Here is a 15557-nt window from a genome sequence, read left to right as displayed (position 1 = left end):
TTTTTAGCCCCTGACCCCTAAAGGGGAAACGCTAAAAATCAGCAATTTGTGGAAGTCCCCTTTAGGGGATTTAGGGGCAGATTGACTTTTCGGAGTGGACTCAACATTAAAATATCAAGATTGCCTTCATTAGCGAACCCTGACAGGCTTGCGAACCAAAGAAATCAAAACCTGATCAGTGAATCATCATAACTTTCAGGTTTCTCATATCCTAGTAAATTCAAAATCGTTGCGGCAATGTTGGACAGGCCGGCATTGTTTGGTGCTTGCATTGTGTATTCATAATTGTAAGCCGGGTCAACAATAATAAAAGGAACAGGGTTGAGGGTGTGAGCTGTTTTTGGCGTTCTGATGCCATTTTTTTCTGTGTACATTTCGTCGGAATTGCCGTGGTCGGCGGTAACAATGGCGATGCCGCCAAGTTCTTCAACCACTGTGAGTAGTTTTGCAACACATTCATCCACGGCTTCAACTGCGATAATGGCGGCTTTAACCTTCCCTGAATGTCCAACCATATCTCCATTGGGGAAGTTCAACCGGCCAAAACGGAATTTGCCGCTTTTCAGCAGTTCAATGGTTTTTTCGGTGATCTCATAGGCCTTCATTTTCGGGGCTTTGTCAAACTCAATCCTATCGGATGGGATCTCAATATAAGTTTCAAGCTTTTGATCAATATAGCCCGAGCGGTTGCCATTCCAGAAATAAGTAACGTGGCCGAATTTCTGGGTTTCGGAAATGGCAAAAGAAGTCACACCTTCGGCACAAAGGTATTCGCTGATGGTATTATTAATTTCGGGTGGGAACACCAGGTAATTTTTGGGAATCAGCAGATCGCCGTCGTATTGCATCATGCCGGCATAATATACATTGGGAACACGTTCGCGGTCGAACTCACTGAAATCTTTCTCTTCAAAAGCGCGGGTAAGTTCAATGGCACGATCGCCCCGGAAGTTGAAAAATACTACGGCGTCGCCGTCTTCAATTGTCCCCACTGGTTTTCCTTCTTTATCTGCGATCACAAAGGAGTCGAGGTATTGGTCAATGATGCTTTCATCTTCAGCATAATAAGTTTCAATGGCTTCCTTTGCCGAACCAAACTTGCGTGCTTTGCCAAGAACATGTGCTTCCCAGCCGCGTTTTACGATATTCCAGTCGGCGTTGTAACGATCCATAGTCACATTCATACGGCCACCTCCGGAAGCGATTTTGTAATCAAAACCATAATCATTGATTTCATTGAGAACCTCTTCCAGCGCATCAATATATTTCAAAACGCTTTTGCCTTCCACATCGCGGCCATCGGCTAGCATGTGAACCCTGACTTTTCTCACACCTTCATTTTTACATTGTCTAAGCATAGCAAAAAGGTGTTTTACATGTGAATGTACATTGCCATCGGAAAGCAGTCCGATAAAGTGAACGGTTCCGTTGCTATTGTCTTTTTCGATAATACTTTTCCAAACATCAGTCTTGAAAATCTCACACGAATCCAGCGCATGGTTCACACGTTTGGCGCCTTGTGGTACTGTGCGCCCCGCGCCAATGGCATTGTGGCCGACCTCGCTATTGCCCATATCATCATCGCTGGGCAAGCCTACTGCTGTGCCGTGTGCTTTGAGTTCGGTATAGAGTTTTGAGCCAAAAAGTTTATCCAGGGTGGGTGTGTTTGCCATGCGAACTGCATTTCCGGGATAGTCTTTGCCAATGCCAACACCGTCCATGATGATCAGCAGCAGCGGTCCTTTGCGGCCATGAAAATTGTTCAGCTTTTTAAGGTTGAGATTTTTATCAGTTTTTGTCATGGTGATTTTATGTTTAATTTCGTGTTTGCAAAATTTTCAGTATTTGAGGGTGCAAAGGTAGGATTTGAATTGACGTTTTTTGATTTACGAATTACGTTTTTTGATTTAATGGAACGCTAATGACGCTGATTTGGCTGATTTTCACGAATAGTGTTGCCCGGCACTTTGAACCCGAAACCTTGAACCTGCAACTTTGAACCATAAACCTGGAACCTCAAACGCCGGACGCCGAACGTCGAACTCCTAAACGCATTAATTCTGCATCACAAAGAAAATGTACCTGACCACCTCACCAAGACTTATACGCTACCTGATGCCTCCCGGTTTGATCTGGGAAATCCCTGAAAAGGAAAAGGTATTGTATTTGACTTTCGATGATGGCCCCGTTGCCGGTGTAACTGATAAAACATTGGCAATACTTGATCGGTTCAAGGCTAAGGCTACTTTTTTCTGTGTTGGCGACAATGTTAGAAAACACCCTGAGATTTTCAAAAGGATCATTGAGGAAGGCCATGCGGTAGGCAATCACACCTTCAACCACCTGAATGGATGGAAAACACCAGCCGATGCATATCTCATCAATGTTCAGAAATGTGCTGAACAGCTTGAATCAAAGCTCTTCCGCCCTCCTTACGGGCGCATTACACGACAACAGGCAAGATTACTGTCAAAGAATTACAAGATAATCATGTGGAGTGTTTTAAGTGGTGATTTTGATCCGGCAACGAGCGCCCAACAATGTATAAATAATGTTTTGAACTCAGCAAAACCAGGATCTATCATTGTAATGCACGACCAGCAAAAGAGTGCGAAAACCATGTTGACGGCATTGCCTCAAATTTTAGAGCATTTTACAAGAAATGGTTTCAAATTTCAACCACTCAGGATGGATTAATCTCCTTTAACCTTCCTTTGATTGCTGAAGCCAGTCAAAGTTTGATGAGATTCGTTGCAGAACTGCAATTCAGCAAACTTGTCAGCAACCTGTTAATCATGTAATCATTTGCCATAATTATGTAATGCATCAGGCATTTTATTACATGACCTTTGCACATTGTTTGAAGAAAAACTAAAATGATAAACAAAATGAAAAAATTAAGTATAAGATGGGTATTGTATGTGTCTGTTACAGCTTTATTATTTGCAGGCCCCATAAATACCAAAGCACAGACAGGTGAAGTAGGCCTTAGGTTTATGCCAACATTCTCTGCCTTAAACATTAAGACTTCTGATGGTGGCACAATTAAGGGCAAACTAACAATGGGTTATGGTGGTGGGATACTTCTTGGGTACCATTTCTCTGAGCATGTCGGAGTCCAAGGCGAGATTATTTATTCCGCTATTGCACAGAAATACAAGGAAGAAGATGTTGAACGCGAAATTTTATTACGCTATGTGAACATTCCGTTGCTTCTATCTTTGAACACAGGTAAAACACAGCCTTTTAACTTTACTGTTGTTGCAGGCCCACAGATTGGTTTTAGTGTTGGAAGCGAGCTTACTGCGTCAGGCGGAAATGGTTCAGCAACTGGTGAAGCTGTATTGGCCGTTAGAAAAGGTGACCTTGGTATTGCTTATGGCGCCGGCTTAGATTTTGGGCTTAACAGTGCCAGTACACTTCGGATGGGTATTGGTTTCCGCGGTGTGATGGGTCTTATTGATATCAGCGATAATTCAAAGAACGCGAGCACCCAGGATTACTATGTGCTTGATAAGAACCGAATGAGAACCTACGCAGGATATATTGGGGTTTCGTACCTGTTTTAAGAAATAATGACGGCTGATGCCTGAATACATCGGCAACATTAACAAGGACCCGCTTCGTAATGAAGTGGGTTTTTATTTTATGCACTTGGTTTTATGTAAATCAGTATTTGAGTGATGCAGATAGGCTCTTTGCCAAATGCTTGTTGCCAAGTTTTCTCTGAAAGGCTTTTATCTGAAACGAATAAATTTCGCTTTTGAGAAGTCTTTTTCAGGCAATGTGTGAATGATGTAACATTTTGCAAAAGTTGTGTAAGATATCCATGTTTTCAATGAAATACCTTTGTGAAATCAATAATTACATCTAAAAATTAAATTTATGAGTTCAGGAAAAGTGTTATTAGGCGTTTTAGCTGGCCTGGCCGGCGGTGCATTGTTAGGAATACTTTTAGCTCCGGCAAAAGGTTCGGATACCCGCAAAAAATATATCAAAATGGGGACAGACTTCACCGATGAATTGAAAAACAAATTCAATGAAACCGTTGATGATATTTCCGATAAGTATAATGAAGTCAGAAGTGGTGCATCGGAGTTTGCCAGGAAGGCTCATAAATAAGCCGAAAAAGCTAAAAGTGGAGTTACCAACTTTTAAAATCTGTACTTTATAAAACAAAACTATGGAAGATGATGCTAACCGGTTTGAAACATTGCTTGAAAGAGCTATAGATTATAGCAAAACAAGCATAAAATTAGCCAAACTTCAGGCAGTGAAGGAAATTACTGACGTTGTTTCTACCTGGATACCTCATACCATAGTACTTGTTTTAGTTTCTACCTGCATTTTGTTTATTAGTCTGGGTCTTGCTCTGCTGATAGGCGAGGCACTGGAGAATATTTATTACGGATTTTTCATAGTTTCCGGATTCTATGGGATCATTGCGTTAGCGTTGCATTTCGTTTTCCATAAAGGACTCAAGAAATACTTTCTTCAATGCTTAGTCAAAAACCTATTTAATTAAACCCATATGGAAACAATAACTTCCATTGGCGAGCTTGACGCTACCATAGCGATATTGAAAGCTGAGCAAGAGTATAAGGAACATTTACTTTGGGATGAATTCTTTGGTGTAGTCGAAGGTCTGAAGCCAATCAACCTCCTTAAGGATACATTCAGGGAGGGGGCATCTTCTCTAAAGTTTGATGGTGTATTAGGGGCTATTGCAGGTGTAGCAGTGGGTTCCCTATCCAGAAGTGTTTTTGTTGGAGCCTCTTCAAATCTGTTCAGAAAACTCCTGGGTACTGCTTTACAATTTGGGGTTACCAATATTGTAGGCCGAAACACTAACAGAATAAGGACATTTGGCAATTTTATAGCACAACGCATCTTCAAAAGAAAAAAGGCAAATCAGGTAAACTATGACGGATAGTAAAAACTACTTGTCCATATTTGCAAAGGCAAGTGTATCGTTTATGGGTATTGTTACCCTGTTTATAATTTTGTACATAACCAGGGGAATAGTACTCCCTATTATTTTCTCAGTCATCATAGCCGTGCTACTTCACCCGGTGGTTAATTTCTTTATCCGGCTAAAAATCAACAGGGTGATTGCTATTTCAATAACCTTACTCATAACTATCGTTGTTCTCTCCGTTTTAAGTGTCTTGTTATTCAGCCAGGTAAGCCGGTTTAGTGAATCCTGGCCTTTACTGATTGATAAATTTACTGAGTTACTCAATGATACGATAGTATGGGCATCTGGTTATTTCGATATTAACCCACAGAAATTTCATATCTGGATAGCGGAAACGAAAACAAATATTGTCAATTCCAGCATGGACTCACTGGGAAAAACGATAGTTACTGTTAGCGGGTGGTTTATAGTGTTGTTTCTGGTTCCGGTTTACATTTTTTTGATCCTGTTGTACCAACCCCTTATTATTGACTTTATTCACAAACTTTTTAACACAAGCCAGCATAGTCAGTTGAACGAAATGATTACACAATCAAAGAATGTGATTCAGAGCTATCTTGTTGGACTTTTTATGGAATTTATACTTATACTGATTTTATATTTAATCGGGTTTCTGGTGCTGGGCATTCAATTCGCAATCCTTCTTGCTGTTGTAGGGGGCTTACTGAATATAATCCGATACATCGGGCCATTTGTTGCAATGTTGCTGTTCATGGCATTTGCTTTAGTAACCAAATCACCAGTTTATGTATTTTATGTTTTTGTTTTACACTGGATTATCCAGCTCCTTGATAATTTCTATATTGTTCCCAAGATTGTTGCTTCAAGGGTTAAGCTCAATGCGCTTTTCTCAATAATAATAATTATTTTAGGGTACGAATTATGGGGATTGTCGGGTATGTTCCTTGCCATCCCCTTGCTTGCCATTATAAAACTGGCTCTTGACAATATTGAACCACTAAAACCCTGGGGATTCCTGCTTGGTGATACAATGCCACCACTGATAAAGATAGAACCTTTATTTAGGAGATTTAAAAAAATACGAACACATTAAAGAATTTGAAAAGCAAATCAGTCGGATATAGCTGCAATGCTTATTGTGCTTTAGAGCATTGAAAGATTTTAAACTCTAAGCCAACTTTCTGAACAATGAAATCAAGCGTCATAAAATGAGAAAGATTATCCATGTACCAAAGGTAATTCCTACGATTCGTAATGCAACTGCAAAAACATTAAAGGCAACCACAAATACCATTACGAAAATCAGCGAGAAAACCCTTGCTGGCAGCGAAGATGCGGGCAACTTTTTAACTAAGTCTGCGGATGTTTTCCTGTTTATTTCACTTGCGTTTAAAGAAACCTTTAGCAGGGATTTTGAGTTCCGGGAGTTTTTCCGTCAATGTTTTCAGATTGGATATAAAACCTTGCCGCTCATTTCAATTACAGGGGCTATTATGGGTTTGGTACTTACCATTCAGTCCAGGCCGGTACTGCTGGATTTCGGTGCAGTTAGTATGCTTCCCGGTATGGTTGCGGTTTCGCTTATCAGGGAAATGGGACCGGTGATTACAGGCCTGATCTGCGCCGGGAAAATCGGCTCGGGCATGGGCGCTGAATTAGGCTCAATGAAGGTAAGTGAGCAAATTGATGCTATGGAGGTTTCTTCTACCAACCCCATGCGCTACCTTGTTGTAACAAGGGTGTGGGCAGCAACGCTGATGATCCCTATTCTAGTTCTTTATGCTGATGCACTTGGCATAATTGGAAGCTGGGCTGGCGCTAATATCAGGGGCGATGTACCTTTTGTGTTGTTTATGTCGCAGGCATTCAGCGCAGTTGATTTTAATGACCTGATCCCTGCTATTATTAAAACATTTTTCTTCGGGGCAGTAATTGGTCTGGTAGGAACCTACCAGGGATTTAACGCCGGCCGTGGAACTGAAAGCGTGGGTGTAGCAGCAAATAAAGCTGTGGTAGTAGCATCGCTGCTGGTAATTGTGGTTGACCTTCTTGCTGTTCAAATAACTGATATGTTCGTGATATGAGTACTGATAAAACAGATGTTTTGATGAACCTGGAAGTAGCTTCCAACAATGGCAGCCCGGTCATCGAAATCAGCAACCTGAGGAAAACTTTTGGTAACCTGGAAATATTGAAAGATGTTTCGTTGAAGCTTAACCAGGGCGAAAACCTGGTGGTGCTTGGCAAATCAGGCACAGGCAAATCGGTTCTGATAAAGTGTATTGTTGGGTTGTTGAGGTCTGACAGTGGTGTAATCAGTGTATTTGGTAACGATATAAATACATTGAGCCGTAAAGAAATGAACGAATTGAAGACGAAAATTGGTTTTCTTTTTCAAAGTGGCGCATTGTATGATTCAATGTCGGTAAAGCAAAATCTTGAGTTTCCATTGAAAAGGCTTAAAAAAAATCTTCGTGAAAAAGAAATCAATGAAAAAATAGATGAAGCCCTGAAAAATGTAGGCCTGGCTGATGCATTGAATAAAATGCCCTCCGAACTATCTGGTGGCATGCGTAAACGAATTAGCCTGGCTCGTACACTTGTAGTGGACCCGATGATCATGCTTTACGACGAACCCACAACCGGGCTCGATCCTGTTACTTCAGATGAGATAAGCGCATTGATCAATGAAATTCAGAAAAAATATAAAACCTCATCAATGATTATTACACATGATATAAGATGTGCCCAAACTACAGCAGACAGAATTGTGATGTTGGAAAGTGGAGAGGTTTATGAGGAAGGTACATTAGAGCATTTTACCAAGTCGAAAGATCAGCTCATTCAGGCTTTCTTCAAAGGATAACAGATTAATCAGAAATAACATAAAAGATATAGGATTGTCATGAAATCACATACACAACAATATAAAGTCCGACTTGGGCTTTTTGTCATCGGCGGAATAGCGCTCTTTGTGCTGGCCATTTTTATAATCGGTAAGCAGCAAAATCTTTTTAACCCGGTATTTAATGTTACCGCTACTTTTTACAACGTCAGTGGCTTGCAGGTGGGTAACAATGTCCGCTTCTCGGGTATCAATGTTGGAACCGTAAACAACATCAGTATCATTAATGATTCAACTGTAAGGGTTGACATGATAGTAAGACGCGAAATTCAGCAGTTCATAAAAGCCGATTCGGAAGTTGCCATTGGTTCGGAAGGGCTTATTGGCGACCGTTTGTTAATCATTACACAAGGTAGCTCTGATGCGCCAATAGTTGCTGAAGGACAGGAGCTTACTTCAAAAGAACCAATTGAAACTGATGCCATTATTGCAAGTTTGGCGGTAACATCAGGTAATGTGGAGGTTATCACTAAACAACTTGCCGAAATCATGATTGGTATAAACAAGGGTGAAGGAACGCTCGGCTTATTGCTTCAGGATACTGCTACCGCTAAGAATATTGACCAGACAATAGCGAACTTTAAAAAGAGTTCTGAAGGCTTGGATCAAACTATCGAGATAACCAAGGACAATGTATTTGCATTTATGGAGAGTCTGAAAGTCACTGCAGGCAAAACTGAAATTGCTTCGCAGGAACTTGGAGAGATCATGACAAAAATTAATAGCGGCGAAGGTGCATTGGGTATGTTAATTCAGGATACATTAATTGCTGTAAACATTAATAAAACCATTACGAACCTTGAAAGCAGTACAAAAGGACTGGATGAAAATATGGAGGCGCTTAAGAATAGCTTCTTGTTTAGAAGGTATTTCAGAAAGAAAGCCGAACGGGAAGCGCTTGAGAAACTTCAGGATGACAAAAATCCGGAGAAGGAAATTGAATTGGAACTGCCGGAGTGATGCTGTATTATTGTGCTGCAGTACTGCAATAATACAGTGATGCAGTATTGGGTTCCGGTGACTGAGCTTGTCGAAGCCTGGAGTACTGGAGTAAACATGTGATGCTGTAGCTTCATTGGGCTTTAAACTTGGGACTTGGGACTTTGAATTTTAGACTTTGAACTTGGGACTTTGAATTTTGTTCTTTGAATCTGAGACTTGATACTTGCTCATGTGGTTAAATATAAAATACATACTCGTGATTGTTCTGTTGTCAATGAGTTTTTCATCGGCAGCACAGAAGGATAATGACAAAAACGATTCCATCAAACTTTATTCAAATATTGAAACCTACTCAGAACGAAGTGGGTTTACGCGGCTCATGTACCGCCTGTTTTTCAAGCCGGTAACCAAAAGTTCGAAGAAAAGCAGACTGCCATTGCATGCAGAACAAATCCCTTACAGCTATTTTGAGGGTAAAACCATCAGAAAAATACATATCGTTACGCTTGATCCGTTTGGCAATTCAATTGGCGATACCATAATAGCATCAGAAAGTTTCATTTCAAAAACTGGAAATAAACTTCACATAAAAACCCACCAGCATGTAATTCGAAACCTGCTGCTTATTGCCGAGAATCAGGTTTTCGACTCATTGCTTGTAAGAGAATCAGAACGCCTTGTGCGTAAAAACACTTTTGTGAGCGATGTTTCATTTTATGTAAGCAGCAGTTCTGAGAACTCCGATATGGTTGACATTCACATCCGGGTGCTTGATACCTGGAGCATCATCCCGAATGGATCATACAATGCCGGCCGTGCAACCGTTGGATTGACTGAAGATAATTTTGTCGGCTTTGGCCATAAATTTCAGAACCAGTTTACCTGGAACACTTCAAACAATGCGTATGCTCACAATCATGGCTATTATATCCCGAATTTCCATAACACCTATATAAGCTCAGCCCTTATCTTCAGGAGTGAAGAAAACAAGGATTATGATGTAAGTTTCAAAGTTGACAGGCCGTTTTTCTCGTCTTTTGCGCGCTGGGGAGCAGGAGTATATCTGTCGCAACAATTTCAGCAGGACTTCTACCCGACAAATGATACGATACCCGGGAAGCATACGATCAGGTTTAACACCATGGATTATTGGGCGGGGAAAGCTACACCAATCTTCAGGGGACGCTCAGAAATTGACCGCACTACCAACTTAATAACCACGATAAGATACCAGAGAAATCACTTTCTTGAAAATTCCTATGTGGTTGAAAATGATGAGCCGGTTTTTGCCAACGAAGACTTATTCCTTGCAGGAATTACCCTGGCGGCCAGGCGCTATGTTCAGGATAAGTATATTTTTAATTTTGGCTTGACTGAAGATGTCCCGGTTGGGAGAATTATTAGCCTTATTGGTGGATTTCAGCTAAGAAACAATCAAAAAAGACCCTATATTGGAACGCGTTTTACATTAGGAAATTACTATTCAAGAGGTTACCTGAGCATAGATGCTGAATACGGTACTTTCTATCATGCTTCAAATTTTGAACAGGGTGCTCTATCAGCAAGTCTCAGTTTTTTCACAAACCTGATTGAAGTTGGAAAATGGCGGTTCAGGCATTTTGTAAAACCAGAGCTAACAATTGGGGTAAACCGTTTTGCCAACGATGGATTAACACTTAATGATGGATACGGCCTGACCGGTTTTAACAGCATGGGCATTTCGGGAACCAAACGCCTGTTATTAACTCTACAAACGCAATCTTACGCTCCATGGGATTTGGTCGGGTTTAATTTTGGACCCTTTTTATCACTCTCACTTGGCATACTTGCCGATGAAACAAAAGCATTTAAAAAGAGCAAAGTCTATTCGCAAATTGGTGTGGGTGTTCTGATTAAAAATGTTCACCTGGTTATCAATACTTTTCATGTTTCCCTGGCCTTTTATCCTTCCATCCCCGGTATCGGCAATGATATTTTGAGAATTAATTCATTCAGGACAACCGATTTTGGGTTTACTGATTTTGTGATCGGAAAACCTGAGGTTGTGATATTTCAATGATGCAGGGTCTTGTGTCTTAATCATTTCGATAAACTGGCAAGGTTTTATTGCCATTAAATAACTGTGAATTATGTAAGGTTATGATGAAATTGTGTAATACTTTCAGTATGTGTAGTGAATATCTTTGTTGCTGGTAAATCTTTAAAACAATCAGTTAAGATGAAAAAGTTATTGTTTTATTCAATGGCAGTGCTGGGGTTGTTAGCTATAGGTTCTATGCAATTAAAAGCAGTGCCGGAAAGCAGTTCAACTCATGATGTGACTACCGATAATACTACGTCAGATGCGGTATACTCCCTGCTGGCCAGGCTTGACGAAATAAAAGCCATGGATAAATCGGTGATGAGCCCATCAGAAAAGAGAGAATTACGCAAAGAGGTTCGCAGCATTAAAAAAGAACTAAAAGAGCTTGGCGCCGGAGGATATATCATAACCGTTGCCGCATCAATAATTATTATTTTGCTTCTGATCCTGTTGCTTTAGGAGGTTGCCAGTATTGGTATCAATTTATTCACACATTTTAAAATTAAAATTATGGGAAATCTACTTTACATCGTCGCAGTTGTGTTAATTATTCTTTGGGCAATTGGCTTTCTTGGCTTTAGCGCCGGAGGTATCATACACGTTCTTCTTGTTATTGCCGTCATTGCCATTATATTAAGGCTTGTTCAGGGAAGAAGAGTCTGACCCCAATGCAGCATTAGGTACTTCTGCAATTGGAATAATGCTGAATTATTCATGCTGAAGAGAACATCTTTTTACAATTATGAAAAGCGAGAAACATCAATCCAATGCATCATTTCATCAGGGTGAGGAGTCCTTACGGACTTCTATGATACCATATGATTTGCCTGCATTGGTAAAGATGTTAAAAATCAGCAATTCATGGGAAAAGGGAGAGCTTTGTTCTACGGTATTATTGAAAAGTCCGGTTAAGCAAATTGTGCTGGCCGCCATGCCTGAAGGAACGGAAATTACATCAAACAGATCGGATGACCCAATTACCTTACAAATCATTGAAGGAAGTTTGATGTTAAAAACCCGAAAACAAAACCGATCGCTCAATAAAGGGCATTTGCTTACACTCACTGAAAACACTAAGTTCCTGCTGGCATCAACTGAAGAGACCGTTCTACTAATTACCGTTGCAGCCAATGCAATGGCTACGGAATACAACGAACTTTATTAAAGCATTAGTGCTTGCGAAATTTTGAATGTAATGATGTTAAATCATATACAGTTGCTACAGCTATCAGTTCTTGTTTGAAAATAAAATGAAAATAGCACTATCATTCGATTAGCTTTTAGGGTGTTTTGGATTTTTTGAATTACAAAGCATCCTGCTTAGGATAGAGCTGAAATACTAACTAAATAACCATCAAAATCATGAATTTTTCTACCCAGGTTCTTTCCAATACAATCAATTATCCTTCTACTTCAATTAATGGTAATAAAACCAATTTATCTAAAACGGATATCGCTTTTGATGATGAGGTAAAGGAGACTTCTTTCATGTCGAAATTGAAAGAAATGAAAGAGCAAATAGATAAGCTGGAAGCGCTTGCCGAAGTAAGGGAAAATGAGATTTCTCAGATTGTTTCAACAAGAAATAAGTTCATCGCACTCATATCGCACGACTTACGTGGCCCTTTCAGTTCAATAATGTGTGCACTGGATTTATTGAAGCTCAAACTAACGCGCAGGAATATAAAGGACATTGAAAGGTATGTTGACATAGCTACTGATTCAGCAAACCGAACCTTACATCTTCTTGATGACCTCTTAACATGGACCATCTCGCAAAATAAAGAGAATTGCTTTCGCCCCGTAATGATTAATTTGCATGAAGTGATAAGCGGGGAGCTAAAGGGATTCAAATTTGCAAGCATGCAAAAAAGAATTACCCTGTGCCGGAAAGTCTCGGAAAATCTTATTGTCAAGGCAGACCTTCAAATGATTAAAACAGTTATCAGGAACCTTATTAGCAATGCGATCAAGTTCACACCTAATGACGGTATAATAACTGTGAGTGCAACGGAAAGCAAGCAGTTAATTCAGATTTCAGTAAAAGATAATGGCATTGGGATTTCCGCGGCAGACAGAAAAAGCCTGTTTGATCCTAAAAAGATTCACTCCATGCCCGGCACCAATAGTGAAACTGGTGTTGGTCTGGGGCTGTTACTGTGCAAGGAGTTTGTTGAAATGCATGGCGGGAAAATTTGGGTTGAAAAGGCCGGATCAGTTGGGAGCGAATTTAAATTCAACCTGCCAAAGGCAAGAATTAATAAAACAGACATTCAAATTTCACAAAATAATTGAAAACAAAGTTGAAAATTCAGGTGATTAAGAAAATCGTTTTTTTGTTATTTATAACAACCTCGGCATTTGCATCAGCAGGTGGTGATCTCAACCAGTCTATCAGGCTTTTCATTGGTGACAAAACAATTGATTCGCGATATACAATCCAGGAAGAATATCTTTATTCAGGTGAGCTGCTGAACCACTTCTACCTGGGCAGAATGTTTCAACCTGCATGGATCAGGAATAATACTTTAACCCAAAATGGCTATGATCTGCTGAATTATATCCGGCAGGTTGACAAGCATGGACTTGAGCCACTGGATTATCATTTGGTGCTAATAGAGAAGTTAGTTGAACAAGCCCGGTCTATTGTACCCATGTCCACCGAAGAGATGATGCATGTGGATGTCCTGCTCACAGATGCCTTCATTATTTTGGGATCACAACTATATTATGGCAAGGTTGACCCTTCAAAAGAGGGTGTCAACTGGAATATGGAGCGCAAAGCTGCTGAACACAGAATTGACCAGAAATTGGAACAAGCATTATTGAAGAATGACATTGCACATTCATTGGATTCGCTTGCACCACGGTACAGTTCGTATTGGATGATGCATAAAGAACTGGATTTTTTCCTTGGGTTAAACAAGCAAGTATGGCCGGAAATCCGGATACTTGAAACCATTCATCCCGGCGACTCTGGCATAGTCATTCCTATGCTCAGGCAAAGGATGATAATGCTGAGATATTCGTTGACTGATAGCATTTCCCTGAATTATGATGAGGAATTTGTTAACCAGATTAAATTGTTGCAGTCCGACTGGGGCTTAAATGCTGATGGTGTAATAGGCGATGGTACAATGGCTGCCATAAACAGCGACCCCGGTAAGCTCGTTGGCCAGTTGAAAGTCAATATGGAAAGGTTCAGATGGCTGCCCGTACAATTGACGGAGAAATATATCATAGTAAACATTGCCAATCAAAGGCTTGATTTTATTGATCGCACAGATACCCTTCTTTCAATGAGGGCAATTGTTGGAACAAATTACCGGAAAACACCAGTGTTTGGTGCAAAAATGACCTACCTGGTTTTTAGCCCTACATGGACAGTTCCTTCAACCATATTGAAAGAAGATGTAATTCCGCAATTATTAAAAGGCCCCGGGTATCTCAAGCAGAAAGACATGATACTGTTGAGGTTTGATGGTTCGCAAATAGCTTACAATGACATTAATTGGTCAAAAATATCAGTTGATAATTTCCCCTATATGGTTCAGCAAAATCCAGGGCCTCAGAATTCCCTGGGCCGCGTGAAATTCATGTTCCCTAACTCTTACGATGTATATATACATGATACACCCTCAAAAGGAGTATTTACCAAAGACGATAGAGCTGTTAGTTCTGGATGCATAAGGGCGGAATCACCCTATGATCTTGCCTTGTTGCTGCTATCAGATATGCCTGAATGGACGCCGGAAGTGATCCGCAAGGCCATGCAACAAAAAAAGGAGAAAAAAGTGGTTCTTAAAACGCCGGTTGATGTGGTAGTAATTTACCTGACAGCATGGACGGATGGAGAAGGACGGGTGCAGTTTAGAAAAGATCTTTATGAAAGGGACGAATTATTGTTAAAGGCTTTAAACCAGAAACCGGAAGGAATCAGAGATGCTGGGTATCCAATTTAATGCTTGCAATTTTACTGATTATCTGTGATTTAGAAGTGTAACTATCTTTCGGCACATAAATAAAAAGGCAGGAACCATCTTTAATGGTTTCAATAATTTCCTTACTCAATTGAGTTGGAACGGCGGGGCAACCGTGACTGCGGCCAAGCCTGCCATGTTTACTGATAAAGTCTGGTGTAACATAATCAGCACCATGTATGACAATAGCGCGTTCGCGTGCTTTATCGTTGATTCCTTTTTCGAGGCCGTTAAGCTTGAGTGACAAACCATGTTGTCCAAAATAAGTCTCACCAGTAGTATAGAATCCCGGACTGCTGGTAAAGGAGCCCGGAGTGTTTGAAAAATTTTCTGCCATTAGTTCACCTGAGTTGCGGCCATGCGAAACGAGAGAATGAAACAAAACTTTTGCCTGATCAAGATCAATAACCCATAGGCGTTCGCTGGTAGATGGAAGACTAAAATCAATAATCGTTATTACTTCAGGCCGATTGATAAAGTTATCCTGTTTAAGCAAATCGTATCCTGAAAGGGCTAAGTGAAGCAGATCAAATGCAGGAAGCGCAACATCATTACCTTCCTGTGTTAGCAAAAGCTTATCAATAAGCCCGTATGTGATCACTTTATGATCGTCAGCAATTGCATCAGGTCTTAAGAATGTTGCCGGGAAAAACAGCAGTAAGAAAAGCAGGGATTTTTTAACCATTGCTGGCAAAGATAATTCTTTTA

At 40.4% G+C, this 15557-nt stretch carries 17 protein-coding genes; 15 read left to right on the top strand and 2 right to left on the bottom strand.

Features of this window, described 5'->3' with window-relative positions; translation table 11 throughout:
* Positions 1–164: 164 nt before the first annotated feature.
* On the bottom strand, positions 165–1802 hold the full coding sequence (locus tag IH597_08180; protein MBE0662431.1) for a 2,3-bisphosphoglycerate-independent phosphoglycerate mutase: 1638 nt from the start codon (positions 1800–1802) through the stop codon (positions 165–167).
* A gap of 274 nt (positions 1803–2076) precedes the next feature.
* On the opposite strand from IH597_08180, the gene IH597_08175 reads away from it, so the two are divergent.
* The 15 genes from IH597_08175 (at position 2077) to IH597_08105 (ending at position 14831) form a co-directional block, all read left to right on the top strand.
* Positions 2077–2697, top strand: a complete 621-nt coding sequence (locus tag IH597_08175) for a polysaccharide deacetylase family protein (GenBank protein MBE0662430.1) — start codon at positions 2077–2079, stop codon at positions 2695–2697.
* A gap of 191 nt (positions 2698–2888) precedes the next feature.
* The gene (locus IH597_08170; protein ID MBE0662429.1) at positions 2889–3569 is read left to right on the top strand and encodes a PorT family protein; all 681 of its coding nucleotides are present in this window, start codon (positions 2889–2891) and stop codon (positions 3567–3569) included.
* Between the two features lie 316 nt (positions 3570–3885).
* Positions 3886–4122 carry a YtxH domain-containing protein gene (locus IH597_08165; protein ID MBE0662428.1) on the top strand — a complete coding sequence of 79 codons (237 nt, stop codon included), beginning with the start codon at positions 3886–3888 and terminating at the stop codon, positions 4120–4122.
* Positions 4123–4183: 61 nt separating this feature from the next.
* A complete protein-coding gene (locus IH597_08160) occupies positions 4184–4525 on the top strand; it encodes a hypothetical protein (GenBank protein MBE0662427.1) in 342 nt (113 codons plus the stop codon).
* Between the two features lie 6 nt (positions 4526–4531).
* Entirely contained in the window at positions 4532–4933 is a 402-nt protein-coding gene (locus IH597_08155) for a hypothetical protein (GenBank protein MBE0662426.1), read from the top strand.
* A complete protein-coding gene (locus IH597_08150) occupies positions 4923–6032 on the top strand; it encodes an AI-2E family transporter (GenBank protein ID MBE0662425.1) in 1110 nt (369 codons plus the stop codon). The genes IH597_08155 and IH597_08150 overlap by 11 nt, the downstream gene beginning before the upstream one ends.
* A gap of 115 nt (positions 6033–6147) precedes the next feature.
* A complete protein-coding gene (locus IH597_08145; protein MBE0662424.1) occupies positions 6148–7023 on the top strand; it encodes an ABC transporter permease in 876 nt (291 codons plus the stop codon).
* A 23-nt stretch (positions 7024–7046) separates the two neighbouring features.
* Positions 7047–7805 (top strand): ATP-binding cassette domain-containing protein, encoded by a 759-nt coding sequence (locus tag IH597_08140; GenBank protein MBE0662423.1) that lies wholly within the window; start codon positions 7047–7049, stop codon positions 7803–7805.
* Positions 7806–7844: 39 nt separating this feature from the next.
* A complete protein-coding gene (locus IH597_08135) occupies positions 7845–8804 on the top strand; it encodes an MCE family protein (protein MBE0662422.1) in 960 nt (319 codons plus the stop codon).
* Positions 8805–9042: 238 nt separating this feature from the next.
* The gene (locus IH597_08130; protein MBE0662421.1) at positions 9043–10845 is read left to right on the top strand and encodes a hypothetical protein; all 1803 of its coding nucleotides are present in this window, start codon (positions 9043–9045) and stop codon (positions 10843–10845) included.
* Positions 10846–11004: 159 nt separating this feature from the next.
* Positions 11005–11328, top strand: coding sequence for a hypothetical protein (locus IH597_08125; GenBank protein MBE0662420.1), 324 nt, complete (start codon positions 11005–11007; stop codon positions 11326–11328).
* 51 nt (positions 11329–11379) lie between these two features.
* Complete coding sequence (locus IH597_08120; protein ID MBE0662419.1) at positions 11380–11532, top strand: lmo0937 family membrane protein; 153 nt, start codon at positions 11380–11382, stop codon at positions 11530–11532.
* Between the two features lie 79 nt (positions 11533–11611).
* A complete protein-coding gene (locus IH597_08115; GenBank protein MBE0662418.1) occupies positions 11612–12034 on the top strand; it encodes a hypothetical protein in 423 nt (140 codons plus the stop codon).
* Between the two features lie 197 nt (positions 12035–12231).
* Entirely contained in the window at positions 12232–13164 is a 933-nt protein-coding gene (locus tag IH597_08110; GenBank protein ID MBE0662417.1) for a HAMP domain-containing histidine kinase, read from the top strand.
* Positions 13161–14831, top strand: a complete 1671-nt coding sequence (locus IH597_08105; protein MBE0662416.1) for a L,D-transpeptidase family protein — start codon at positions 13161–13163, stop codon at positions 14829–14831. The genes IH597_08110 and IH597_08105 overlap by 4 nt, the downstream gene beginning before the upstream one ends.
* Here the strand turns inward: IH597_08105 and IH597_08100 are convergent.
* Entirely contained in the window at positions 14806–15534 is a 729-nt protein-coding gene (locus IH597_08100; GenBank protein ID MBE0662415.1) for a murein L,D-transpeptidase catalytic domain family protein, read from the bottom strand. The genes IH597_08105 and IH597_08100 overlap by 26 nt on opposite strands.
* Positions 15535–15557: the final 23 nt, after the last annotated feature.

Source organism: Bacteroidales bacterium (assembly GCA_014860575.1).
Classification (GTDB): Bacteria; Bacteroidota; Bacteroidia; order Bacteroidales; family JAAYJT01; genus JAAYJT01.
This window is presented reverse-complemented; position numbering and strand designations above follow the sequence as displayed.